At 61.1% G+C, this 24,268-nt stretch carries 19 protein-coding genes; 10 read left to right on the forward strand and 9 right to left on the reverse strand.

The genetic code is table 11. The annotated features are described in order from the left end of the window. Nucleotides 1-16: 16 nt before the first annotated feature. Nucleotides 17-1,336, forward strand: coding sequence for an ABC transporter substrate-binding protein (locus NKJ40_RS17730; RefSeq protein WP_352467127.1), 1,320 nt, complete (start codon nucleotides 17-19; stop codon nucleotides 1,334-1,336). A 176-nt stretch (nucleotides 1,337-1,512) separates the two neighbouring features. Here NKJ40_RS17730 and minE read toward each other — a convergent pair whose 3' ends face one another. From minE to minC, 3 genes are read right to left on the reverse strand one after another with little or no spacing between them, the layout of a single operon-like run. Further along, entirely contained in the window at nucleotides 1,513-1,785 is a 273-nt protein-coding gene (gene minE, locus NKJ40_RS17735; RefSeq protein ID WP_023677151.1) for a cell division topological specificity factor MinE, read from the reverse strand. Beyond that, nucleotides 1,782-2,597 (reverse strand): septum site-determining protein MinD, encoded by an 816-nt coding sequence (gene minD / locus NKJ40_RS17740; protein ID WP_254819515.1) that lies wholly within the window; start codon nucleotides 2,595-2,597, stop codon nucleotides 1,782-1,784. Before minD ends, minE begins: the two co-directional genes overlap by 4 nt. A gap of 21 nt (nucleotides 2,598-2,618) precedes the next feature. Continuing rightward, entirely contained in the window at nucleotides 2,619-3,338 is a 720-nt protein-coding gene (minC, locus tag NKJ40_RS17745) for a septum site-determining protein MinC (RefSeq protein WP_352467128.1), read from the reverse strand. A 238-nt stretch (nucleotides 3,339-3,576) separates the two neighbouring features. Here minC and NKJ40_RS17750 point away from each other — a divergent pair, with 238 nt between their 5' ends. Beyond that, nucleotides 3,577-4,437, forward strand: coding sequence for an alpha/beta hydrolase (locus tag NKJ40_RS17750; RefSeq protein ID WP_352467129.1), 861 nt, complete (start codon nucleotides 3,577-3,579; stop codon nucleotides 4,435-4,437). Between the two features lie 93 nt (nucleotides 4,438-4,530). Here the strand turns inward: NKJ40_RS17750 and NKJ40_RS17755 are convergent, their stop codons facing one another. Continuing rightward, complete coding sequence (locus NKJ40_RS17755) at nucleotides 4,531-5,637, reverse strand: glycosyltransferase (RefSeq protein ID WP_352467130.1); 1,107 nt, start codon at nucleotides 5,635-5,637, stop codon at nucleotides 4,531-4,533. Nucleotides 5,638-5,645: 8 nt separating this feature from the next. Next, complete coding sequence (locus NKJ40_RS17760; protein ID WP_352467131.1) at nucleotides 5,646-7,196, reverse strand: GumC family protein; 1,551 nt, start codon at nucleotides 7,194-7,196, stop codon at nucleotides 5,646-5,648. Between the two features lie 171 nt (nucleotides 7,197-7,367). Here NKJ40_RS17760 and NKJ40_RS17765 point away from each other — a divergent pair, with 171 nt between their 5' ends. After that, nucleotides 7,368-8,669, forward strand: a complete 1,302-nt coding sequence (locus NKJ40_RS17765; RefSeq protein ID WP_352467132.1) for a VpsF family polysaccharide biosynthesis protein — start codon at nucleotides 7,368-7,370, stop codon at nucleotides 8,667-8,669. A gap of 29 nt (nucleotides 8,670-8,698) precedes the next feature. On the opposite strand, the gene NKJ40_RS17770 is transcribed toward NKJ40_RS17765, so the two are convergent. Beyond that, nucleotides 8,699-10,141 (reverse strand): glucosamine inositolphosphorylceramide transferase family protein, encoded by a 1,443-nt coding sequence (locus tag NKJ40_RS17770; protein ID WP_352467133.1) that lies wholly within the window; start codon nucleotides 10,139-10,141, stop codon nucleotides 8,699-8,701. Between the two features lie 201 nt (nucleotides 10,142-10,342). On the opposite strand from NKJ40_RS17770, the gene wecB reads away from it, so the two are divergent. The 3 genes from wecB to NKJ40_RS17785 are packed head-to-tail and all read left to right on the forward strand — an operon-like array spanning nucleotide 10,343 to nucleotide 13,621. Continuing rightward, on the forward strand, nucleotides 10,343-11,497 hold the full coding sequence (gene wecB, locus NKJ40_RS17775) for a non-hydrolyzing UDP-N-acetylglucosamine 2-epimerase (RefSeq protein WP_352467134.1): 1,155 nt from the start codon (nucleotides 10,343-10,345) through the stop codon (nucleotides 11,495-11,497). Then, nucleotides 11,490-12,821, forward strand: a complete 1,332-nt coding sequence (gene wecC / locus NKJ40_RS17780; protein WP_352467135.1) for a UDP-N-acetyl-D-mannosamine dehydrogenase — start codon at nucleotides 11,490-11,492, stop codon at nucleotides 12,819-12,821. Before wecB ends, wecC begins: the two co-directional genes overlap by 8 nt. Next, the gene (locus tag NKJ40_RS17785) at nucleotides 12,818-13,621 is read left to right on the forward strand and encodes a WecB/TagA/CpsF family glycosyltransferase (protein WP_352467136.1); all 804 of its coding nucleotides are present in this window, start codon (nucleotides 12,818-12,820) and stop codon (nucleotides 13,619-13,621) included. The genes wecC and NKJ40_RS17785 overlap by 4 nt, the downstream gene beginning before the upstream one ends. Nucleotides 13,622-13,665: 44 nt before the next feature. Here the strand turns inward: NKJ40_RS17785 and NKJ40_RS17790 are convergent, their stop codons facing one another. Further along, nucleotides 13,666-15,105: a lipopolysaccharide biosynthesis protein gene (locus tag NKJ40_RS17790; protein ID WP_352467137.1), complete on the reverse strand. Its 1,440-nt coding sequence runs from the start codon at nucleotides 15,103-15,105 to the stop codon at nucleotides 13,666-13,668. 169 nt (nucleotides 15,106-15,274) lie between these two features. On the opposite strand from NKJ40_RS17790, the gene NKJ40_RS17795 reads away from it, so the two are divergent. Beyond that, nucleotides 15,275-16,393: a glycosyltransferase family 4 protein gene (locus tag NKJ40_RS17795; RefSeq protein ID WP_352467138.1), complete on the forward strand. Its 1,119-nt coding sequence runs from the start codon at nucleotides 15,275-15,277 to the stop codon at nucleotides 16,391-16,393. Here the strand turns inward: NKJ40_RS17795 and asnB are convergent. Together asnB and NKJ40_RS17805 are read right to left on the reverse strand one after the other, a co-directional pair. Then, entirely contained in the window at nucleotides 16,367-18,292 is a 1,926-nt protein-coding gene (asnB, locus tag NKJ40_RS17800) for an asparagine synthase (glutamine-hydrolyzing) (RefSeq protein WP_352467139.1), read from the reverse strand. The genes NKJ40_RS17795 and asnB overlap by 27 nt on opposite strands. A gap of 168 nt (nucleotides 18,293-18,460) precedes the next feature. Continuing rightward, the gene (locus NKJ40_RS17805) at nucleotides 18,461-19,702 is read right to left on the reverse strand and encodes a glycoside hydrolase family 5 protein (protein WP_352467140.1); all 1,242 of its coding nucleotides are present in this window, start codon (nucleotides 19,700-19,702) and stop codon (nucleotides 18,461-18,463) included. 116 nt (nucleotides 19,703-19,818) lie between these two features. Here NKJ40_RS17805 and NKJ40_RS17810 point away from each other — a divergent pair, with 116 nt between their 5' ends. From NKJ40_RS17810 to NKJ40_RS17820, 3 genes are all read left to right on the forward strand, one after another. Then, nucleotides 19,819-21,747 carry a heparinase II/III family protein gene (locus tag NKJ40_RS17810; RefSeq protein WP_352467141.1) on the forward strand — a complete coding sequence of 643 codons (1,929 nt, stop codon included), beginning with the start codon at nucleotides 19,819-19,821 and terminating at the stop codon, nucleotides 21,745-21,747. Between the two features lie 238 nt (nucleotides 21,748-21,985). After that, nucleotides 21,986-22,981 carry a sterol desaturase family protein gene (locus NKJ40_RS17815; protein WP_352467142.1) on the forward strand — a complete coding sequence of 332 codons (996 nt, stop codon included), beginning with the start codon at nucleotides 21,986-21,988 and terminating at the stop codon, nucleotides 22,979-22,981. Beyond that, nucleotides 22,978-24,147, forward strand: a complete 1,170-nt coding sequence (locus tag NKJ40_RS17820; protein WP_352467143.1) for a GNAT family N-acetyltransferase — start codon at nucleotides 22,978-22,980, stop codon at nucleotides 24,145-24,147. Before NKJ40_RS17815 ends, NKJ40_RS17820 begins: the two co-directional genes overlap by 4 nt. Nucleotides 24,148-24,268 lie beyond the last annotated feature (121 nt).

The raw sequence follows: 24,268 nt of genomic DNA on the forward strand, positions 1-24,268 counted from the left end.
AGTAGGAGGAACTGATATGAAACTGAAGAAAATACTGTTTGCCGCAGTCTCTGCGGGCGCAATGATGCTCGCAAGTCCAAGCTTCGCGGCCACGGAACTGAGCGTGCAGCGCTTTTTCGGCGCCTGCGATGCCGATTTCGGGACCAACACCGATCCCACCAAGGCCGTTGGCGAATGCGGCATCATCACCTCGCTGATCAACAAGTTCAACGCCGACAATCCCGATGTCCATGTCAACGTCACCACCGTGGAATGGCCCGGCTATGATCAGCTGACCGCGCAGTTCGCTTCAGGCGACGCTCCGGACATCGTCACGATCCATGAATCCGTACTGTCGGATTATCAGTCGAAGGGCCTGTTGATGCCGCTCGACGATCTCTTGAAGTCGGTCAGCGTGACACCCGACGCCTTCACCGACGCGGCGCGCAATGGCGCCACCAAAGACGGCAAGATCTACGGCCTGCCGATCGACAGCTGGACGATGCTCTATCACGTCAACCTGGATCTTTTCAAACAAGCCGGCCTCGTCAATGCCGACGGCACGCCGATTTTTCCAAAGTCGCCCGAGGAACTGCTCGCCCAGGCCGAACAGTTCAAGCAGAAGACGGGCAAGCCTTATTTCGTCCAGAACCTGGCCAATGAGACTGCACTCTACACACGCAACCTCTACACTTATCTTTTCCAGCAGGATTCCGATTTCTTTGCGGATCCGAAGCATGTGAAGTTGAATACGCCGGAAGCCAAGAAGGTGGTCGAGATGTACAAGGCGATCTTCGAGAAGGGCTACACCACCAAGGATCTCGATTATGGCGGCTCGATCAACGCCTTCCTTGCCGGCGAGGGTGGCGTCCACCTTAACGGCACCTGGGTGGTCGGCGATTACAACGCCCAGTCCGAAACCAAGGGTACGGCGCTCAACAAGGGCGGCTATGCGGTCTATCCGTATCCGCAGCTGTTTGGCGGCACCCACGCGCAATATGCCGACGGCCACACCTGGGCCGTGTCGCAGAAAGACCGCACGCCTGAACAGATCGCGGCGATCGGCAAATTCCTGAAGTTCTTCGCCGACAACGACTTTGAGTGGTCGCGCACCGGTCACCTGCCGGCCTATAAGGCCGTCATCACCTCGGACGCCTTCAAGGCCCTGCCGCATCGCAACACGATCTCTGCGGTCGCCGACCTCGGCAAGCCGCTGCCGTCCGCCGTACAGCGTCAGTTTGCGATCCAGGACATCATCGGCGAAGAGATGAGTGCAGCAATCAGCGGCCAGAAGGACGTCGACACCGCCCTTGCCGACATGGAAAGTCGCGTCAACGAATTGCTCGCCAACATCTGACCACGGGTTTCGAAAGGCCCTCCCAAGGCGCTCCGCGGCTGGAAACGGCCGCGGGGTTTTGGTGAGGCAGTGGTTATTATCCTCGAGTGACTTGGCGGTGGCGACCGGTCAAACACGCCAACCACCATGCCGCAACCTCGGCAGCAGCCGACGCAAGCCCTGACTGAAGGATTCCGCTAGAACGCCGCGGCCATGGGCATTGCGACCTTGTTGGGGATCTGGATGTCGATCTCCAATCTCGAAGTCGTTTCGCCGTGATCCATGCTCACCTGCAGGAAATCCTGATCGACCTGAACATGCCGGGCGATCACCGCCATGATCTCCTCGCGCAGCACGGAGACGAGATCGGGCTGGTTGCGGCTTCGACGCTCGTAAGCCAACAGCAGTTGCAAGCGCTCGCGCGCCACAGGCGCGCTGCCGCGGCGCTTGAAGATATCGAGCAGGTTCATGCTGCCCTCCTTCCCAACAGCCGGTCGAGGAGGCCCCTCCGCTCGAAAGGCAGAATGACCGGCAGGTCCTCGCCCTCGAGTCTTCTTGCCGCGTCGATATAGGCGCGTGCGGCGGGGTTGGTGTTTTCGCTGAGCGTAACCGGCGCGCCCACATTGGATGCGCGCAGCACGTCCTGGCTCTCGGGAATTATTCCCAGCAAGGGCGTCGACAGGATCTCGAGCACGTCATCGATGCTGAGCATCTCGCCGCGGGCGGCGCGCGCAGCATCGTAGCGCGTGACGAGCACGTGTTTGGCAATCGATTCACCTTGCTCGGCTTTCATCGTCCTGGAGTCGAGCAGGCCGATGATGCGATCGGAATCGCGGACCGAGCTCACTTCCGGATTGGTGACGATTACCGCCTCGTCGGCAAAGCGCATGGCAAGTTGCGCGCCCCGCTCTATGCCGGCGGGGCTGTCGCAGAAGACGTAGTCGAAAACCGAGCGCAGCTTGTCGATGACATCGGCGACGCCTTCCTCGGTGAGAGCGTCCTTGTCGCGCGTTTGCGAGGCCGGCAGCAAGAACAGCGTTTCGAGTCGCTTGTCACGGATCAGCGCCTGCGAGAGCTTGGCGGTTCCCTGAATGACGTTGACGATATCGAAAACAACGCGCCGCTCGGCGCCCATGATCAGATCGAGGTTGCGCAGGCCGACGTCGAAATCGACGAGGGCCACCCGCTTGCCGGTTTTCGCGACCGCGGCGCCGAGAGCGGCCGTCGAGGTCGTCTTGCCGACACCCCCTTTGCCGGATGTGACAACCACTACCTTGCCCATATTTGTGCCTCCAATGTTTTGTTAGTTGAGCGGTGCGACGCAAAGCGCGCCGTCCTCGAGAAAGGCCTGTACCGGCCTTCCTCGCGAGGAGGCGTCCATTTCCTCGGCGGTGCGGTACCAGCCGTCCACCGCCAGAAGTTCGGCTTCGTTTTTCCGGCAAAAGATGCGAGCCGCGGAATTTCCCGTGGCGCCGGCGAACGCACGTCCACGCAGCGTGCCGTAAACGTGGATCGATCCTCCGGCGATGATCTCGGATCCGGAACTGACGGAGCCGACAATGACCACATCGCCATCGGGATGAAAGATCGACTGGCCGGAGCGGATCGGTGCCTTGATCATCAATGAGTTCGGCGCCTGCGGCTCTTCCGTCTTGGCCTCAGCGGCGGCCTTCGGGTCCGGCTGCACGTAAAGCGCGTCAGCGGTGGCCTCCTTGGCGCCAACGAGGAGCGGCGGCAGATCGGCGTCGAAACCAACATTGCCATCGGCCTCGATCGCGTAGATGCGAATCCCGCGCTCCGCGAGCTGTGAGACCAGATCCCGCATCTCGCCCACCTCGGGCTTGAGCATATTCAGATCGAGCACGACCGGACGGCCGGCAAAGAACCCGGGAGAGTTTTCGGTCCAGTGATCGAGGCTTTGCAGCCATTCCCCTAAAGGGGCCTCAGGGGTGAGGGTGAAGGCTACAAACGAGCGCGCTCGAAAGCGTATGGACTTGTTTTGGATGGGAGCGACGCAGGTCACAGAGGCGAGTCCTTACTGATTGGTTAAGGCTAGCCCGGCATGGTTAACGAAAAGTTAATGGCGGCTTCCCGAGGCGTTGGCGGAGGCATTCTTTTTGCCTCCGATCGCCCCGCCGGCGCCCTGCTTCCGATGCACGACGAGGTTCTCCTCGCGGCTGCCTGGAGGCGTCTCAGTTCACGAGGCCGGCCGACCAGTATACGATTGTCATGAACGCCGAGCCTATTAAGGAGTCCTCGACTTGACTACCATTGCCAAGAAGTCCGTCGCGGATCGCGGTCGTGCTACCTATGACCTTGGCGCGACGGCCATCTTTGCTTCCAAATCAGACCCGCGCTTTCACTATTGCCTGTATGTGCCTCCCGCGGTTGGGGAAGGGGCCAAAGTCGACCTGATGGTCGCCGTCCATGGCACCGGCCGCACCTCTTTTCTTGGATTCCGCGACGCGTTTTCCGAGTTCGGGCGCTGGAACGGCTGCGCCGTTTTGTGTCCGCTGTTTCCAATCGGCGTTCTCGGGGATGATGCTCGCAGCGGGTACAAGTATATCCTCGAGGGCAACATACGCTACGATCAGGTGCTGCTCGCCATGGTTGAGGAGGTCAGCGCCAAATACAGTCAGGATTGGAGCCGCTTTGCCATGTTCGGATTTTCCGGCGGCGGGCATTTCACGCATCGTTTTGCTATCCTGCATCCCGACCGGCTCTGGGCGGCCTCAATCGGTGCGCCAGGCTCGGTGACCTTGCTCGATCCGACGCGTGACTGGTGGGTGGGCATTCGCGATCTGCCGGAGAAGTTCGGCACCACCTTCGATTCCGCAGCGCTGGCAAAAGTGCCTTTCCAGATGATCGTCGGCGACGCCGACCTGGAGACTTGGGAAATCACTCATGTCCAAGGCAGCGCCCATTGGATGCCGGGTGCTAACGATGCGGGGCGAACACGGCCGGAACGCCTCATGGCATTGTGTCGATCGTTCGAGGCAGCGGGTGCGCGCGTGCGCTTCGATTTGCTGCCAGGCGTATCTCATGAACGGGACGCGGTTCTCGATTCGGTCAAGGATTTCTTCGCCCAACAACTCAAGGAACGACGGAACGCCTCACGATGAATCGTTGCGCCGCAGCCCGTGAAGAGATTACGGCAATCAAAGCCCGACCACGTCGATCGCATCCAACCGCGACCCTGCTGCGGTGCGCGACGACTAGAGCAAGGCTTCGTACTGATCGCCAATCTTGTCGACTGTGAAATCCGCCGCCCTGCTTTTCAGCACGGCAGCAGGGGTGGGGTGGTCCAGCATCTCGGCCATCGCCTCCGTCAGGGCTTCGGCGTCACCGACCGGCACCAAGGTGCCGAAACGGCCGTCACCGAGTATCTCGCGCGGGCCATGCGGAGCATCGGTGGAGATTACGGGGACACTAGCAGCCATGGCCTCGACCAAGACGTTGCCAAAGCCCTCGCTGGTGGATGTAAGGACGAACAGATCGGCTGCGGCATAACAGGCTGCGGGATCGTTGACGTAGCCGGCAAAGAGTACGTCCTGGCCAATGCCGATCTGCTCGGCATAGGCGTGCAATTCGGCAGCCAGCGGACCTTCGCCGAAGATGACAAGCCGGGCAGGGCGGCCGGCGCGCAGGGCAGCGAAGGCCCGCAGCAAAGTCCGGTGGTCCTTGACCGGCACGAGGCGCCCGGCGGTGGCGATGACCGGGCCATCGCCTATCGCCGCCAACGCTGCCTGCCAGGCATAGGAATTCCTCTGCGGTGCTTCAGCCGGCGGCAGCGGGTTGTTGATGACGACGACCTTCGATTCCGGGAAGCCGCGGGCGATGATGTCACGGCCAACACCCGCCGAAACGGCGATGGCTTTGGTTGCGCGCGCTGCAACCAGCGCGGAAAGCCAGATCGCCAGCCTCGCGCCGAGGCCGCTGGCAGGCAGCGAGGCGGCGGCGTGGAAGCTTGGAAAGAATTTTGCCCGGCTTCTGGCCAACATGAGTGACAGCGCCATCACCAGATTGGCGAATTCCGGGGCGCTATAGACCGCATCAGGATCAAGGCGGCGGAACAAATTTGCGCTTCGCACGATGCCTTTCAGCGTCGCCGACTTGGCATAACCCTCGCCTCGCAAGAGAAGGCTGAAGTCGACCAGATGCACGGCAGCGGAGCGCAGCGCGGCGTTAGGGCCTTGCGCGTTCCAGGTAAACAGCGTGACCTCGTGGCCACGCGATGCCAGTTCATTTGCCATCAGGACGAAGACACGTTCAGCGCCGCCGCCCCTCAGGCTGGCGATGTGGAAAACGATGCGCTTCGCCATGCCCTGCTTCAGGCTCGGCTGGCGGCAAGGACTGATCGGTTCGGCGGCCGGCGCATGTCGCGGATGATGCCCATGCCGATGGCCAGCAGCATGCCCAGGGCAAAGCCGGCGAACGCTCCGGCGCCTGCCACCAAGGCAGGGCGCGGTGGCCAGGAGCGCCCTGGTGGCGGCACCGCGGTCGAAATCACCTGGACGTTTGTGGTGTCGATCTGCTCGCGCTCGCTGATTTGGCGCGCACGTGACAGGAAGCTCTCATAGACCGCTCTCTTGGACGCGGCATCGCGTTCAAGCTCACGCAGGGCGACTTCGGACTCGCTGTCGGTGAAAACATTGCTCTTCAGATCGTTCATCCTGGAGTTGAGAGAAGCCAACGAGGCCCTGGCCTTGTCCAGGCTGGCCTTTGCCGTGCCGACGGTGCGGGAGAACTCGGCCCGGAGTTGCGAGTTGACGGTCTCGAGCTCCGTCCTGAGCCTGACAATCGTCGGGTGGCGCGGACCGAAGGTCATCGACTGTGAATCGATCTGCTGCCGCAGGCTGTTTGACCTGTCGCGCAGCGCTGCGAGCGCTTCCGAAACCGTGGGGTCGGGATTGGCCCCATTGATACCGGAGGCAACCAGGGCGTCGTAGCTTGCCTGCGCGGCGATGACACGCGATTGCGCATCGACGATTTCCCCATTGAGCTGCGTCAGCGTCTGCGAACTGACGAGCTGGCCATTGCTGGACGACAGGTTGTGGCTGCGCCTGTAGCTCTCGACCTTCTCTTCGGCAGCTTGCACGTCGCTCTTGAGTTGGCCAAGCCGGCTGTCAAGGGCAGCCGCGGCACGGCTGGCGCCGGCAGCTTCGGCCTTGGCCAGTTCTTCCTGGAAGTTTTTAACTATGGCCTGCGAGATCAGGATCGCCTTGGCGGTGGTTTCCGCAGATACCGAGAGGGTTGTGACAAACGAGGTCGGGTCCGCGGTGGCGTCTACCCGGTCCGCCAGGTTCTTCAAGGCGATAAGCCTCGGGTCTGGCTTCGCCACAGCGCCAGACGAGGATGTGCCCCGGTCCGGATCGAAAAATTCTGGATCGTGAGTCAGGTTCAGTTCGTCCACCACACGGGAAAGCACGTTGCCCGAGGTCAGGATGCGCTGCTTGCTGCGCGTGCTGAGCAGCTGGCTATCGACCTGGCCCGGTTGCGAGTAGAGGTCGTTTTCCACAACCTGCAAATTGGATGGATTGATGAGGACCTCCGTCGTGACGGTGTAACGCTGCTTGCTCAGCAATGCATAGGCGCCGCCAACAATGCCGCCGATTACCGCCAGCATGAACGCCAGGGCGAGGCCGGCCCGCAGCCATACGAACAGGCGTCGAAAATCGAGCTCGAGAAAATCGCCGATCTTGTCCAGGGTCACCGTCGCGACCGGCTCTGGAGGTTGCGGCGTCACCGGCGCGGAGCTTAGCGCCGCGAATGGGCCATGCTGCTGCAGCAATGCCCTGCGCCGTGCATTGGCGATACGCTCGAATGCACTGTTGTTGGAAGCCGTCGCGGCGATAGGGGGTGTGCCGGAACCGGCAGACATGGTGACAACCCTTGTTAAATCATTACGCTTGGCCTGCTCTACAGAAACATCGTTAACATCTTATTTTCCAAGTTGGCCCATTTTACTGTTCATACACCCCGTCCGTCCGGCGGACGTTGAAGGGATTTCGTTGCCCAGAATGCCGTTCGAATATCGCCATTTGGATGGGCCATGAGCTATCCCGCTGCCGTTTCGGAACGAGTGTTGTCCAGTCGAGCGCGCCGTCAGAACGCGCTGTCGCTGCTGTTTTTCCTGTGCGCGGCGTTCGCGCTCCTGCTTCGCTTTACGGTGTCGCCGCAGGTGATGAACATGGTCGTCGACTATACGGCCCAGGGAGGCTCGTTCTACGAAAAGCTGCATTTCGGCACCTATGCGATCATCCTGCTGCTTCCTATCGTTCTTTTCAGCCGGCCGTTTCTGCTGCACGGCGACGAAATTGGAATATTCAAGGCGTTGATCCGCTATTCGGTGCTGATGTTCGTGCTGGTGCCCTATCTGTTCGTTACCGGCCGTGCGGGCTCCTCCGGCTTCATCATCGATACCTATCTGGTAGCCGGCGCCACAGGCCTGTTGATGCTGGCATTGAATGCAGAGGTGCGGCGGGCGTTGGGAGACGTCGTGCTTGGAATGGCGATCCTGAGCGCTGTCATCGGCACCATCGAGGCGGTGACTCAACATCGGTTGTTGCCCTATGGCTTGAACGAACTGCAATTCAGGCCAACTGGCCTGTCGGCCCATCCGCTGGCACTGGGCGCGCTCTGCGCCACAACCATCGGATTCGTGCCGCTGACGCACTGGCGCATCTGGGTGCGGGTCATGGCGATCTTCCTGTTGTTCATCGGTTGCGCTGCGTCAGGCGCTCGCGCTGCGCTGATGCTCGCCACGGCGGAAATCGTCATTCTGCTGCTGTTCGTGCCCTGGCCGGGCCTATCGCTCAAATACGAGCGGCAGGCCAAATCTGTCGTACTGATGTTCACCGTCACGGGTGGCGCGGTGCTCGTGGCAGTACTGTTTGCGGGTGGTCTGCTGAATCGGTTCAGCAACACCATCTTCGACGAAAACTTCATGGCCCGGGTGACGATTTACCAGGTATTCGGACTGGTCAGCTGGAACGACATCCTGTTCGGCATGAACGTTGACGACCTGCTGGCGATCGTCCGGCAGAAGCTGCATCTGCCCTACATCGAAAGCGCGCCGGTGGTAATTATCTTGCTCTTCGGCCTGCCCATAGCCCTGCTGTTTATAGCGCTGATATTCTGGTTCGTCTTCCGGCTGCTGCGCGGGGCGCCGCTGCCGGCATGGATCGGCACTATAACGTTCTTGCTTGCCGCGCTGTCAAATAACGCGCTTTCGTCAAAAACGCCGGATATGACGATCATCGTGGTGTTGCTGCTTGCCTACAGGAACCAGCCCTACAGAAACCAGCCGGAGAGCATGTCTTCGCTCGCTGCATTCCAACCTGAAGCCGGCTGAGATCCGTTAAGCACGGGCCTCAAATCCGGTCAGCCGGCGCTGTCCACGACCTCGACATGGCCCGCGCGGTTGAGCGTGTGGATGCCCGCCCGAGCCCATGCCGTCCCGGGATCGATTGGCTGGGGCAGTTCGAAACGGACGTCGAAATCATCAAGCCGATCCAGTCGCATCAAGCCCAGGCCGCCGCCATAGGCTCTCGAGCCGTTTTGCACCGGCAACAGCAAAGCGTCGCCCTGGCGGATAAAGGCGCCGCCCGGCCGAGTGGCCGAGTGATCGACGGCGACCGGATTGAGCGCGTGCGCAGCCCAGGGCCCACGCAGCGCCGGAGCGGAATAGACGGCCATCGTGTCGGATGCGCTGCCGTGACCGAACCGCTCAGTCCCCAACAGCCAGAAGCGGCCGTCGGATTCGAGCAGCGTGGCGTCGTTGAAATCCCTGTCCGTCATCAGCACCGTATCGCGTACCCAGCGATCCGGAAACTGCACCGCACGGTAGAGCACCAGTTCTCGCGCCGTAGCGCTTTCAGGGATCATGAAAATCTCGCCGGAGTGAGCGAACACCTGCGGATATGACAGGTGATGCGCTTCCTCCAGCACCATTTTCGGCACGCCGAAAGTGCCGTCGGTGCCAAGTTCGGCGACAGAAATCACGCCGCGGCCGATCGCGTAGGGGAACTCCTCGACAAAAAGAAAGTGGCGGCCGTCGCGCTCGAGAACGAACGGATCGGCGTAGAATCGCTGCCCGTCATCGGCAAGCACGGTGAACGGCTTGCCATCCAGTTGTCCGGTTTCGGCGACGCCTGGACCGTCGATCAGCCGGTAAGCAACCTGCCAATAGAAGGGGCGCCGACCACGTCGCAGTTTTTGCACGGCGCGGTCAACCAATCCCCTGACGAAAAAGGGCAGATAGTGCCTGATAAACCCGCCTTTCTGCAGGGGCGGCGCCGGGCTCTCGGCAATCGGCGCAAGTTTGCCCGTGGAGAAGCGGGCGACACATTGGGCAATCAGGGAGATGGTGCCGGCGAGCAGGTCGTTGCTGGTTCGGGAGAGCCAGAGCCGATCACTGATCATCGGCCGCGCCCTGGCGACGGCAACGCCGTCGAGGCGCGCGGTGAGTTCGGGCAACCGCCCGCTCGCCAGCATCTCGGTCATGCCCGCGGCAAAGCTGCTGTGGCCGCAAAATTCGAGCGTCAGGACAGGCATACCCCGTCGTGCGGCGGTAGCGGTGAGATCGACCATAAGATCGACTGGGCTGGTATCGCCGGACGGCAACGGCCCGGAACGGCTTGCCAGTGAGGGGCCGAAGCGCCGGCCCTCGAGCGCCAGCACATTATCCATCCCGCGCGAATTGGGTTCAGGCGTCGGCGCGCGGCTACTCGAAACCGCATGTCCAGCCGCACTCAACCGCGCCAGAAGCTCATTTTCCCAGCGCCGGGATGCGTTGGCGTGGCCGATGATTAAAATATTAGTCAATCCAATATATTCTTTTTCAAGACTATTACCATAGACTACTTGTCAGCCCAACCTTTCATAAGAGTTAATCCGGGAGAACGCGGCCTTGGTTGTTAATCATATATTAAGAATTGAGATCACGAAGGCGCTGTCCGGCGCTATTATGGCTCTTGCGGGCAATAGTCGGCATGTCCCGAGGGCTGCAGGCGACCAGGATCAGCGATGAACGTCCTTTCACGTCCAAAACTGCCGTCCAGGCAGAAACTGCTGATCGTGTTCGGCACGAGGCCGGAGGCACTCAAATGCTTTCCAGTGGCGCGTGCCGCCCTTGCTCATCCAGGCTTCATCACCGAAATATGCATTACCGCCCAGCATCGTGAAATGGTCGACCAGGTTGTCGAGCTGACCGGCCTGCCTGTGCATCACGATCTCAACATCATGCAACCCGGCCAGTCGCTGTTCGACGTGACCTCGCGCGTGCTCCTGGGCATGGCCGAGGTGCTGGACAAGGCGAAGCCCGATATCGTCATGGTACAGGGCGACACCACCACGGCGATGGCCGCGGCTCTGGCTGCCTTCTACAAGCGTATCCCGGTCGCTCATGTCGAAGCAGGATTGCGCAGCCACAACATCAACTCGCCGTTTCCTGAAGAACTGAACCGCAAGATTGCCGGCAACATCGCCACCTGGCATTTTGCGCCGACCGTTCAGGCGCGCGACAATCTCATCGCCGAAGGAAAGGCCGAAAGCACCATCTTCGTGACCGGCAACACGGTGATCGACACGCTGTTGCATTTTTCAAGCGCGATCGATGCCGACAGGCTGATGAACGCGAAGCTCGCTGCCCGCTTCCCCTTCCTCGACCCTTCCAAGAAAATGATCCTCGTCACCGGCCATCGCCGCGAGAATTTCGATGGCGGCATCCAGCGCATCTGTACGGCGTTGACGGGATTGGCGGCGCGCGGAGACGTGCAGATCGTCTACCCTGTCCATCCAAACCCTAATGTGAGCTCGGTGGTCAACGCAGAGCTGGAAGGCGTGCCGAATATCCATCTGGTCGAGCCGCAGGATTATCTGCCGTTTCTGTACCTGCAGAAGCAGAGCTATCTGGTGCTTACCGATAGCGGCGGCGTGCAGGAAGAAGCGCCTTCGCTCGGCAAGCCGGTGCTGGTGATGCGCGAAAATACCGAGCGACCCGAGGGGATCGTGGCCGGCACCGCCCGTCTTGTCGGGACCGATGTCGAGAAAATCCTGTTCAACGCCAATCGCCTGCTCGACGATCAGGCTGCCTATCGCGGCATGGCGGAACGACACAACCCATATGGCGATGGCCGGGCCAGTAACCGGATTGTTGAGGAACTGCTGCATCATGGCTGAAATCAAAACCGTTTCCGTAATCGGTATGGGCTATATCGGCCTGCCGACCTGCGCCATTTTCGCCAGCCGCGGGCTCAACGTCATTGGCGTCGATGTCAACGGAGCGGTGGTCGAGAAGGTCAACCGCGGTGAAATCCACATCGTCGAGCCGGACCTTGACGGCCTGATCCAGAAGGTCGTGGCTAACGGCAAGCTCGTGGCCTACAGCACGCCGCAGCCGGCGGACGCCTATATCATCGCCGTGCCGACCCCGATGACCCACGACCATAAGCCGGACGTGACCTACGTGCTCGCGGCGGCACGAAGCATCGCCCCGGTGCTGAAGCGGGGAGACCTTGTGGTGTTGGAATCGACATCGCCGGTCGGAACCACGCGTATCATGACCGGGCTGCTTGCCGAGCTGCGGCCTGATCTCAAATTTCCTGTCCAGCATGGCGAAGACGCCGATGTGCTGGTTGCCTATTCGCCCGAGCGCGTGCTGCCGGGAAAGGTGCTGACCGAGCTGATCAACAACGATCGCTCGATCGGCGGATTGTCCCGCAAGTCGTCGGAACGGACCGCGGCACTCTATTCGACCTTCGTCACCGGCGACCTGTTCATGACAACGGCCGAAAGTGCTGAGCTGGTGAAACTGACGGAGAACGCGTTCCGCGACGTCAACATCGCCTTTGCCAACGAGCTTGCCGCAGTGTGTCAGGACCTGTCGCTCAATGTATGGGAAGTGATCGATCTCGCCAATCGGCACCCTCGCGTGAACATCCTCCAGCCGAGCCCGGGCGTTGGCGGTCACTGCATTGCGGTCGATCCATATTTTATCATCGACGCCGCACCCAACAGCACGCGGCTGATGGCTTCGGCACGCCGGATCAATTCCGAGCGGCCCATGTCGGTGGTCAGGGATATCGAGGCCTTGCTCGACCCCTCCCGCAAACAGACGATTGCCTGTCTTGGCCTCAGCTTCAAAGCCAACATCGACGATTTGCGCGAGAGCCCGGCCGTCGAGGTGGTGAAGCTCCTGTCCGATATCCCCAATGTGAAGATCATTGCGGCTGAACCCAACACAAATTCGCTGCCGCGTGAGCTCGAGGGCAGGGGCATTGTGTTCACCGACGCACTTTCGGCCATCGACAAATCCGACATCGTCGTCCTCCTGGTCGACCATCGGCAATTCAATCTGGTCGACCCCGAAGCGCTCAAGGACAAGAAGCTCGTCGATACGAGGGGTCTGTGGACGTGGCGCAAGGCACGCAAGCCCGACGCCCGCATCGAAGGCAAGAAACCAGAGGTCGCACAAGTGACGCTTGCAAGGGAGCAGGCCGCATGAACGCGCACGCCCCGGCATGGGCGCAGCATTCCCTGTTGGCGTCACGGCGCCGGGAGTTCCTTGGCGCACCTGTCCATGCGCTGACCATGACCGAGACGCTGGCCATCGCCGACGAGGCGATGACCCTGCGGCGGCCGCTGCATCATGTGGTCGTGAACGTCGCCAAGCTGGTGACCATGCGCCAGAACGCCGAACTGCGCGAGGACGTGGCAGGGGCGGACGTGGTCAACGTCGACGGCATCGGCGTGCTTTGGGGCGCTCGTCTGTGCGGCGTCGCGCTGCCCGAGCGGGTGGCGGGCGTCGACATCATGATCAATCTACTGAGCCTCTGCGCGAAGCGTGGATTCAGGCCGTATCTGCTGGGGGCCGAACAGCACGTTCTCGACGCGGTTGTAGCGAGACTTGCCAGGGACCACCCGAGCCTCAGCATAGCGGGAACGCGCAACGGCTATTTCAAGCCGGAGGACGAGGCCGGGATCGTTGCGGCGATCAACGCCTCGGACGCCGACTGCCTGCTGGTGGCCATGCCGACACCGCGCAAGGAGCGCTTTCTCAAACGCTACCGCGATGAACTCGCCCCAAGCTTCGTGATGGGCGTGGGCGGCAGTTTCGACGTCTATGGCGGCAAGGTTGCCCGTGCACCGAAGCTGATACAAGCGACCGGCCTGGAGTGGCTGTTCCGTGTTGTGCAGGAGCCGCGACGCTTGTGGCGCCGCTACTACGACACCAACACTGCCTACGCCGGGCTGCTGTGCCGGGAGTTCTGGGAGCGTCGCTGGCGCCGAAACGCCGGTTTATAGGTTCGCGCTCCCCCACAAAACAGCCGTTGGCCCTGGACTTCGCTTTATGCGATCCGTAGCCGCGCCCGCAGCTGGGCGACGAATTGCGTCGCTGCCACGGGGTGGAACAACGAGGTCAGCCCGAAGAAAACCGCAGCGCCGGTGGTGCCGCCGGCGACAAGCGAGAAGATCGCCGGCACGTCGCCCACCACCATGCTGGCAAGCTTGGCGGCCACCCCCGTGCTGACCGAGATGACCACGGAAACACCGATGTCGCGCCACGGCACCGGCACCGGCGTGAGCCGCTCGCTGATGATAATGCAGGTTATGGAGCCCACCACCGAGCCGCCCGCCAGCGCCAAAGCGGCGCCGATCTCCGCCATCGGGGGGATCAACAGCAGGGACAATGCGATTGTTGCCACCGAGCCGAAGAGATTGGCGATGATCAGCAGCCACGGCCGCTTGTGCGCGTGCACCACGACGCCATAGACGAAGCTGGTGAGGTTGGCGCACAGCACGCTGAAGGCAATGATCGGAAACAGCAGGCCGAAGCGGCCGTGATATTGCGAGGGCAGCATGAGCTCGGTGATATCGCCGCTGAGCGCGACCAGCATCGCTGCAATCGGCAGGCAAAGCCGCATCATCAGCGCCATCAGCTGCGATAGCAGCCGGCCCGACGCCGCGGGCCCGTCCTCGTCGAACCGGCTGACCACCTCGGGAAAGGCGCCCATGTTGATGGCGTTGGCGACCATGTCGATCGGCTGGCGGGCCAGGGCATAGGCTGCGGCGAAGATCGCTACAGCGCTGGCATCGTAATAGATCTTGAGGAACAGACGCTCCGCGCTGTTGAGCCCGAAGCCCACCAGCGCCATGATGACCAGCGGCACACCGAGCGCAAAGAAGTCCCTGTGGGTGAAGCGCGGCGGACCGGTAACGACCCGTCGGTATGCCATGATCCCCGCCACGATGCCGGCAATCAAGGCGCCGAGGCTCGAGCCGAGCGAAACCGTCAGAAAGCTATCCTGGAAGACAAGAATGGCGCCGATCGGCAGCGCGAGTTGCAGCAGGGCACGCAGGGCTTCTAAGATCGAATAGACCGAATGGCGCTGCTGCATCTGCAGCACCGTCAACGCGAAGCGGCTGATGGATCCGGCGACCAGATAGCCGCAGACCGCGATCGCGAACTCGACCCAGCGTTCCGGCACGACCACCGCCGACGCGCCTACCGATATGACCAGCGCCAGGGCCGTGGTCGCAAGCAACACCTGCCCGGCCAGCATCAGGCTGCCGCGGCTGACCTCGCCCTTGCCGCCCAGCCTGAGCAAGGCGATGCGCAGCCAGTTGGTGACGGCAATGTCGGTCATTTCACCGACGGTCACCACCAGGGTGAGCAGGCCATACTCGGTCTGGTCGATCAAACGCGTCACGACGACCAGCAGGAGCAGCGCCGAAATTCGCGTCAGCAGGATCGCCGGAGCATAAATGAGCGTGGAACGGAGCAGCAAGGGCGTGTCCCTGGAAAACTCACCTTCGACTAGCCGCCGACTGGCGGGAAATCCAGCACGATGACGGCGAAGGGTGAACAGATTCAGTTTGAACTAAAAGATTTGCCGTAAACCTTATCGGGAACGTTTGCTTTGCAGTTACCCGGTCTGTGTTATTCAGAGTACCATCATGTTGCAGCGCCTCATATCCGATCGAAAAATACATGTCCTGGTCGCGACGCCGTCGGGCGTTTCGGGGCAGGGCGGCATCGACCGGATCATGGGGGCGCTGAAACAAGAGTTCGAACGGCAAGAAATTGCCGACATCGATGTGTGCTTCCTTGCCAGCCGTGGCCCGGGCCATGTCGGACTTTCGATCTTCTATATGCTCGGCTTTTGCTTACGGATGCTTAAAGCGCGTCTGGCTGGACGCGCCGATGTCATTCATATCAACATCTCAGTTTCCGGCAGCACCTACCGCAAGATGGTGATCGCCGCCTGCGCACGGCTGCTGTCGATACCCTATGTCCTGCATTTGCACGGGGCGCAGTATCAGACATTCTGGAAAGCCGACCGCGGTTTCATAAGCCGCCGAATCAAAGCTCTGTTCGAGCATGCCGATCGGGTGATCGTTTTGGGCACGCTTTGGCGCGATTTCGTCGCCGACCGGGCGCCGGGCGCTGCCGGCAATATCGTGATCGTGCCCAATGCGACCGAAGTCCCGTCGCTGGCGCATGTCGGCGGCGGCGACCATGTGCATATCCTATTCCTGGGCCGCATCGGCGACCGCAAGGGCGTACCGCAATTGCTGGAGGCACTGCACCGCATGAGCCCCGTCAAGAATTGGCGCGCCACGATTGCCGGCGATGGCGAAGTCGAGGCGGCACGGACAAAGTCAGCCGCGCTGGGGATTGCAGACCGGATCGCCTTTCCGGGTTGGGTGGGACCTGACGATGTCGCATCGCTGATCTCTTCGGCCGATATTCTGGTTCTTCCCTCCTTCGCCGAAAATCTGCCGATGTCGGTTATCGAAGGCATGGCAGCCGGTCTGGCTGTGGTGGCGACCCCGGTTGGCGCGGTCGAAGACATAATCACCGACGGGCAATCCGGGCTGCTGGTGCCGCCAGGCGATGTTACAGCGTTGACCGACGCGTTGAGCCGCCTCGTGGAGAACCCGGCACTAAGGGCAAGGCTTGGTGCCGGTGCCATGGCCGTGCACCGGGAACGGCTTGAGCTCGCCCCATTTGTCGGCGCAATCTGCGATGTCTGGCGGTCGGCCGCGTCAAGCCGTCAACCGGTCAAGCGCTGAGGCCGACGATCGCGGCGGCGCTTCGAGCCTGAATTCGCGGTGGAATATCTCCAAATTCAACAGCGCCCATATCAGTTTTTCGTGGTCGGCGGCACGCGTGGTGTGTTCCGAGACGATTTGATCAAGCTGTTTCGGACTCAGATAGCTGCGAATAACGGAGTGAGGCGAGCAAAGATGGTCATGCACGTAGTTCCTCATCGATCCGCGAAACCATTCGGCGACCGGTACCTTGAACCCGACCTTGCGGCGGCTGAGAATTTCCTCCGGAAGGATATTGGCCATGCTGTCACGCAGGATCTGCTTGCTGTGCAACCAACCCAGCCTGTAGCGATCGGGCAATTTGCTGACGAACGAAACCAGATCGCGATCGAGGAACGGCATTCTTCCTTCGATTGAACCGGCCATCATCATGTGGTCGCCTCGTTCCAGGAGATTGTCAGGCAGCCACGATGTCTGATCGAAAAACAGCACCCGGCGAAGATGGGAGGCCGTGGCGCTTGACGAGAACGGAAAATCGTTGCGCTCATAACGGCGATTTGCCGACGCACCGATCAGGCAAGCGCGCTGCCGCGCCGAAACGGCTCCAAACCAGGAGACCATCCGGGCGGCAAAGTCCCTTTCGCCCGCGGTGCGGACAAACGTATCGACCTTGGCCGACGCGCCCGGCATGGCGCGTACCAAAAGGGAAAGGACGTTATCGTGCAGCGAGGCTGGAACAAGCGACTGGTAGATCCCGGCCAGTGATTCCGCGCGATGCTTGGGATAGCCGCCGAGAATCTCGTCGGCTCCTTCTCCGGTGAGCACCATCTTGACGTCCTGGGAGGCTCGCTGCGACATCAGGTAAATTGGAATATCGCTGCTTTGCGAAACAGGTGCCCCGCGTTGGCGAACCATCGCTGGCAGGTGATCCATCAGATCGCCTGGCTGGATGACAAGTTCGCAATGATCGGTCTTGATATGATCGGCAACGCGTCGGGCGAATGCAAGTTCGCTATAGGCTGCGTCGTCGAACCCGACAGAAAACGTGCGAATAGGCGTGGCGCTATGCCTGGCCATCAGGGCGACGATAGCCGAGGAGTCGAGTCCTCCGGAGAGAAAGGCCCCAAAAGCTGCATCGCTGCGCATCCTGATCTCGACGGAATGGTCGAGCAGTTCCAGAAATCGCCGCTTGGCGGCTTTTCCGTCGATCCGCTCGGTCAGGGTCGCCTGGTCCGGAGGCGTATAGTAGCGCGTTTCCTTGACTACCCCTTGCGACCAGACAGCATAGCTTCCGGGATTGAGCTTGCGGATCTGTTTAAAAAGCGTGCGTGGTCCCGGCACATAACGCCAGTTCAGATACTCGTGCACGGCATCCAGATCGAGTTGCTGCGCATCTTGCTGCGACGACAATAATGCGTTGATCTCCGAGGCAAACAGCAGCAATTTTTCGCTTTGCATGAGGTAAAGCGGCTTTTCCCCGAAGGGATCCCGGCCGAGGATCAATTCCTGCCTCTGAGCATCCCAGAGGGCAAAGGCGAACATGCCGCTCAGCCGGTCGAACATGGACAAGTGCCACTGATCGTAGGCTCGGAGCAGCACCTCGGTGTCGGAGCGCGTTCGAAAATGATGGCCAAGGCCGATCAGTTCCTGGCGCAGCTCGATGTAGTTATATATCTCACCGTTGAAAATTATTTTGAGACGGCCGTCCTCAATCTGCATCGGCTGATTCGACTCGGGCGCCAAGTCAATGATCGCCAGGCGGCGATGGACCAATGCCAATTGTTCCTCGCCGGTATTCAGGTCCAATATCTCGGTGCCTTCGGCATCGGGACCGCGATGCCGCAATGCATTTGACATTCTGGCGGCCCGCTCTTGTGGATTTTCGGCCCTTCGACCGATCCATCCGGCAATTCCACACATTGTCCCCCCTAGGCGCGCGCATTCCTCACTTCAGTACAACAAATGTGTTAAACACTTCGTGCCAATACAACCCAACCGGGAGAAAAGCTGCTACGGGCCGTTCCTCGATCAAGCCTGGCGGTCAGGGGTTGCCACCGGTTGTTCGCTGGTGAGGGGGAGCGACGGCACCTATGGCAGGCCCAATGCCTGCAGCATCTCCGGGTCGGGTACCGGGGGGCCATCGGGCCGGATGAGGCTCATCCCATAGGGATTGGAGAACTCCCAGACAGACCATGGGATCGCAAAGCGTTCGGCCTCTCGGCGCACTGCCTTGAGATAGCGCGAACGGTCGGCCTCAAAGGCGCCCATGCGGCCGTCCGCTGACATGAGGATAGCGCCGAATTCGCCCATGAAGAGCCGCCGGCTGGGAATGCCATGGCCTTCAGCCCAGTCGACAGCCTGGCGAAAGCTCGCCTCCAGTTGGCTCTGGCCCCAGTTCTGCTCGAAATATTTCGCGATTGCTTGGCGCGCGGTGGCCATGTTCATCATCTGCTCGACCCTGCTCAAGCCGGCAGCTTCCATCCGCGCTCTAAGGGTTTCGGTCACCACTTCGGGTGTACTGCTGTCGGCCGGCCAGGGAAGTCCCGAAGCAAAGCTGATTGTGTCATCGGACCGCTGGTGGGTGAAGCTGTGCGGCTCATACATATGGAAGCTGTAATAGAGGTTTGGGTCATCAAAGCCGGGGCTGAGGTTGACCAATCCGGCAATGCTGCCGCCGCAGGCGCCGGTTGCAACGATGGTAAGTTCGCTGCTGACCGCTCGAATGTCGTGGACGGTCCCTGCCATGATCCGCTGCCAGTCATCGCTGCCGCTCGCATCGCATGGGTAGTATGCGGGTTCGTTGTAAGGTTCGAGGGCGACTCTGTCGGTGCCTATCTTGACCAGCATGGCGGCGACCGCCACAACCATTTGACGATAGCGGGCAACGCCCTCGCTGTCGGCGCCGCCATAGATCATCTCCATGCTGTAGTCGGGAACCTGAGTGACGCCATGCAGGTCGAAAACCACCTTGAGGCCGGTCGACGTGATCCGCTCGACGGCGGCGGCAAGTATGTCCAGCGCCTGCTGCCGCTTGGCGCCCTCGCTGGCAAGCAGCGGGCCGGGATCGACGCTCAGCCGGACGAAGTCGAAGCCCATCGATCGGATGTGGGCAAACACCTCCCCGGACGGCCAGTCGGTGAGCGGCCTGCTTTCCGCAAGCCACTCCTTTTCGCTGCGATAGGGCGGCCAAACGTAGGTTCCGTCTTTCTCCACCGGCGACCAGTTGAGCCACTGATGCACGCCAACGCCGCGCTTGAGAGGGATAGGCGCTGCGTCGGCCGCCACAAGCAAGGCGAGCACCCAGGCAACAACATACACCGCTTTTCCCATCGCTCCCTCCGCATGCTCGCGGGAGATATTAACCGCAACGAACGGGAAAGAAGATTGCCGGCCCGCAGCTTTTCGACGGCATGGTATCCAAGGACCGAAACGTTGACGGGGCGTGCATGAGAATCGGCTGGTACATCAACCGATTGCGCAGCATGGGACCGGCCGAGGTGTTGCACCGGCTGGTGGAGCAACGTCGAAGGATCGCGTCGCGCCGCCGCGATGATGGGTGGGAGCGCTATCCATCGCCGCAGTTGCACCCGGTGCTGCCCGGATTTCGTCATGCTGCGCTGGCAGCGACCGACGCTCAACGGCAAGCCCTAGCGACGGCCGCGCAAGAGATGCTTCAGGGCCGTTTTTCGGCACTCGGGCGGACATGGCCAAAGCGCGAGCCCGATCTTTTGTTTCCTGCTGAGCTTTGGCGTCTTGATCCGGTGACCGGCAGGCTTTGGCCTGGCCCCGAGGCTCATACTTTCGACATCGATTTTCGCCATGGCGGCGACCTTGGCGATATAAAATATATCTGGGAGATCAACCGGCTGCAGCAATTGCCGCCACTGGCTGCACACCTGCTCCTCAGCGAGGATAATCGGTCCCGGAGTGCCATCGAGTTGGCGATCGGCAGTTGGCATTCCGCCAATCCGCCGTTCCGAGGCATTGGCTGGGCTTCCGGCATCGAAGTAGCGCTGCGAGCCATCAGCCTGATCGTCACCCTGGACCTCGTCCGCGACCGGCTTGACCCGGCGACACTGCGGAAAGCCGGAGAAATACTCGCGGCAAGCGCCTATTGGCTGCCGCGATTTCAATCGCGATATTCCTCCGCCAACAACCATCTCGTCGCGGAATTGGCTGGCGAATATCTGGTCGGCCTGGCGCTCGGGGCCGAACCCGAAATTGCCCGCAGCGCCCTCCTGAATGAGACGCACAAGCAGATTCTTGCCGACGGCGCCGGTGCCGAGCAAACGCCGACCTATGCAGCCTTCAGCGCCGAACTCATCTTGCTGTGCGCCGCCGCGGCGCGCCAGGCGGGAACGCCGTTTCCCTCGGCTGTCGAAGGGCGTCTGGGCGCCTTCGCCAATTTCGTCGGCTGGCTGCCACAGAAAGCCGCCCGCTTCGGCGACGACGATGAGGGCCATGTGCTGAAGCTGGGCGACGAGCCGAACTATATCCGATCCGTCGCGGCCGCCATCCAAAGCTTACTGGGGACGCCAGGCAACGCTGCGGGGCCTGACGACTTTCGTTCGCTTTTCTTTGGTGCGCCGTCGGGCCCGGCGCCCGCGGTGCATGGCTTGCAGACATTCGCGCAAGGCGGGCTCTCAGTCTGGCGCGGAGCAATGAATGGCCGCAATGTCGAACTGACGTTCGATCATGGACCGCTTGGCTATCTCTCGATAGCGGCGCACGGCCATGCCGACGCGCTGTCGCTTACCCTGTGCATCGACGGTGAGCCGGTGCTGGTCGATCCCGGCACCTGGCTCTACGGTTCGGGGGGCGCGTGGCGCGACTGGTTCCGCTCCACACCGGCGCACAACACGCTGAACATCGAGGGTAAAAGCCAAAGCACCATCGCTGGAAATTTCAACTGGTCGCACAAGGCAGTCGCAGCGCTGGTGGAGACCGAGCCGGGAACGCACTGGAGGCTGAGCGCCCGGCATGACGGCTATAGAAGCCGCTTCGGCGTCGTGCATCAGCGCACTTTGGCGCGCCAGGCCGATGGCATCCTCATCACCGACCAACTGCTCGGCGGCAGGCGCCAGTCCGAGATCGTGTTCCAGCTGGCGGCCGGTCTCCATGCCGACCGGCACGAAAACACGGTCACGGTGTTGCGCGGCGACGAGGCGCTGTTGGCCATCCGCTTTCCTGATGCTGCGCTCGATATCCGCGCCGGCGGTGACATGCCGGGCCGAGGCGGTTGGGTTTCACTGCGTTTTGGCACCAGGCAGCAAGCCGAACGGCTCGCTTGGCACGGCGAAGTGGGCGAAGCCGGGATCGATATCCATCTTGCCCCAATTCACCCGCCGCAACGGAAAAAACCGGCGCCAACGTAGAGTTGCCGGGCGAGTTCCAGCCGTATTCGACATTAATTACGTTTGGACATTTAGCGGTTTCGTTACCGTTGATCTGCTAGTCTCGCACCATCCAGCCTGCTTTGCCCGCCGTGCCCGCAACAGCCACTGGTTGCAGGCGGCGTAGCGAGTTTGGCGGGAATTTTGTGCTTTGCTATTCGCCAGATCGCCTTCTTACGACCCCAGACTGCCTTCTTTACGACCAGGAGCCGCTGCAACGATGTTTTCCGAATTTGTCAGAGCGATTGTGGAAAAGCTTTCGAACGTCAATCTGACCACGCTCGGCCTGCTTCTCCTCACCGCACTGGGCAGCGCGGTGATCGCCTACTGGCGAACTGTCGAACATAAATCCCTCAGGGACTTTTTCGACTTCGCCTTCCCACCGGAAGTCATCCTGCACCCGTCGGCGCGAGCCGACGCCCTGTTCTGGATTACGAAACGGGCGATGATGCCTTTCCTGCTCATTCCTGCCGGCGTCACCTTCGTCGTCGCGGTGGGCTATGGCACACGCGAGGCAATCGGCTGGCTCTTTAACATCCACGCGCCGCTTCTCGCCGGCCCGGCGGGACCGGTGACGATCGTCATCTTCACCGCAACCATGCTGGTCGCCTATGACATTTCATACTACCTCTACCACGTCGCCCAGCACCGCTTCCCGTTCCTGTGGGAATTGCACAAGGTACATCATTCGGCCGAGGTGATGGTGGGGATCACCAAGGACCGGGTTCATCCGCTGGACGATCTGATGAACCGTATGTGGGATGGCGTCATCCCTGGCATCTGCTTCGGCATCTGGAGCCTGATCGCACTCGATCCGGTAGAGGTCGCTATCTTCGGCATCAACGTCTACGTCATCCGCAACATCCTGATGATGGACTTTGTTCGCCATACGCATCTCAAGATCTCGTTCGGCCCGTTGAACAACATCATCCTGTGCCCGCACTGGCACCAGGTGCATCACAGCATCGACCCTCGCCACTACGATAAGAATTTCGGCCTGCTTTTTTCGTTCTGGGATCGTCTATTCGGAACGCAATTTGTCCCGGAGCCGGATGAAGACCTGAAATTTGGCCTGGTCGATCGCGATGTGCGCGATTACCAGTCGCTCTTTGGGCTCTACATCCTGCCGCTCAAGAAGATGGCAAGGCATGTCATGCGACTGTTTCACAGACGGCCCAATGTGGTCGCGCAGCCACAGGACAGTTCTCCTTCATGAACACCGCCGTTTCCATCGACGTCCTGGGCGCGGAGCGCCTGGAAATCGTCCGTTCGGCGGATCGCCTGGCTGCGGTCGAAGCCGCTTGGATGGAGCTTTGGCATCGCACCGACGGGCTGATCTTTCAAAGCCATGCCTGGATTTCGGCATGGTGGAGTACCGTACAACGCCGTGACCAGCGCGCATTGCGGATCGGCCTGGTCTGGAAGGGCGAGAAACTCGTCGGCGTCGTTCCGCTGGCGATCGGCAGGCGCAGGGGGCTGCGGTTTCTCGAATGGGCGGCCGGCAGCTATACCGACTATGGGGATATTCTCGTTGCTCCGGAATGCTCGTTGTCGGCGCTGCAGGAGCTATGGACCCAACTCTGCGATGCAGGTGGCTTCGATCTTGCCTTGATCAGTCGTCTCTCGCCGGATGCGGCGGCCCGCAAAATTTTCACGCCGGGAGCTTCCGGCGGCATCAGGCTTCGTCACTTTCACCGAACGGAAGTCAGCTATCGCGTTGCCGGACAATGGGAAAGCGGAGCGGCATGGTTTGCGGACCAGTCGAAAAAGACGCGCCAGAACTATCGGCGCGGCATCAAAGCGCTGGAAGAAGCCGGAGAGGTGAGATTTCGCCTGCTTGCGCCCGACGAGCCGCTGCAACCGGTACTGGAACGCCTCGCGGCCTTGAAACGGAAATGGCTGACCGAGCGCATGCGTGAGTCAGACCTCTTCGAAGAGGGCGTGCCAGTACTCGCCGCGCTCGTCGATGCGCTGGCGCGCGCCGGCGTGCTGCATATCTTCGTCCTCGAATGCAATGGCGTGATGGTCGCGGTGTCGATCAACTTCGTCCAGCACGATGTGATGATGGCCTTCGTGACGACGTTCGATCCGGATTTCGGCCGGGCGTCGCCGGGTGTGATCCTGTTGATGGATTACGTACAGTGGTCGATCGATCACGGCTTGAGCATTGTCGATTTCCTCTGTGGCGCAGAGTCGTTCAAACACAAATTCTCAACGCAGGCGGTTACGCTGGAATCCGTCATCGGGACGCGCACGGCACAGGGTGCGCTTGCATCTCTTGCCGATCGTGTCCTTCAGACCGTCAGGCATATGCGCGAGCGTTCATCGGCACCACCAGAGGGACGCGATACGCCCGCTCAAGCCGAAGCAGCCTTGGACTAAAGCGCGTCGCGTTCGATCGGCCTCATGCGACGCGCTTGTCTTATGACATTCATTGCGAAGAGGCGAGAATGAACCGCTGGGAGAGAGTAGCAGCTCTCTCGTCAGCGGCGAGGGATGGATC

The organism is Mesorhizobium sp. M0119, from assembly GCF_040322615.1.
Lineage (GTDB): Bacteria > Pseudomonadota > Alphaproteobacteria > Rhizobiales > Rhizobiaceae > Mesorhizobium.